At 44.6% G+C, this 251-nt stretch carries 2 rRNA genes; both read left to right on the plus strand.

What is annotated here, in order from left to right:
* Positions 1 to 114, plus strand: a 23S ribosomal RNA gene (locus MPH60_RS27580); the annotation flags it as partial.
* Positions 115 to 179: 65 nt separating this feature from the next.
* Positions 180 to 251: ribosomal RNA gene (rrf, locus tag MPH60_RS27585) — 5S ribosomal RNA — on the plus strand; the annotation flags it as partial.

A 251-nucleotide genomic window follows, 5' to 3' on the forward strand; every position in this document is an offset into this window, starting at 1 on the left:
TCCCATGGCGCAAGCTAGTAAGATCCCTGAAAGATGATCAGGTTGATAGGTCAGAGGTGGAAGCATGGTGACATGTGGAGCTGACTGATACTAATAGATCGAGGACTTAACCAACGCTTTTTAAAAAAATGAAATACCTTCTTATTATCTAGTTTTGAAGGAACAACGTTCCTCATATGTTTGGTGGCGATAGCGAAGAGGTCACACCCGTTCCCATTCCGAACACGGCAGTTAAGCTCTTCAGCGCCGAT

The organism is Peribacillus sp. Aquil_B1 (genome assembly GCF_022603275.1).
GTDB lineage: Bacteria > Bacillota > Bacilli > Bacillales > DSM-1321 > Peribacillus.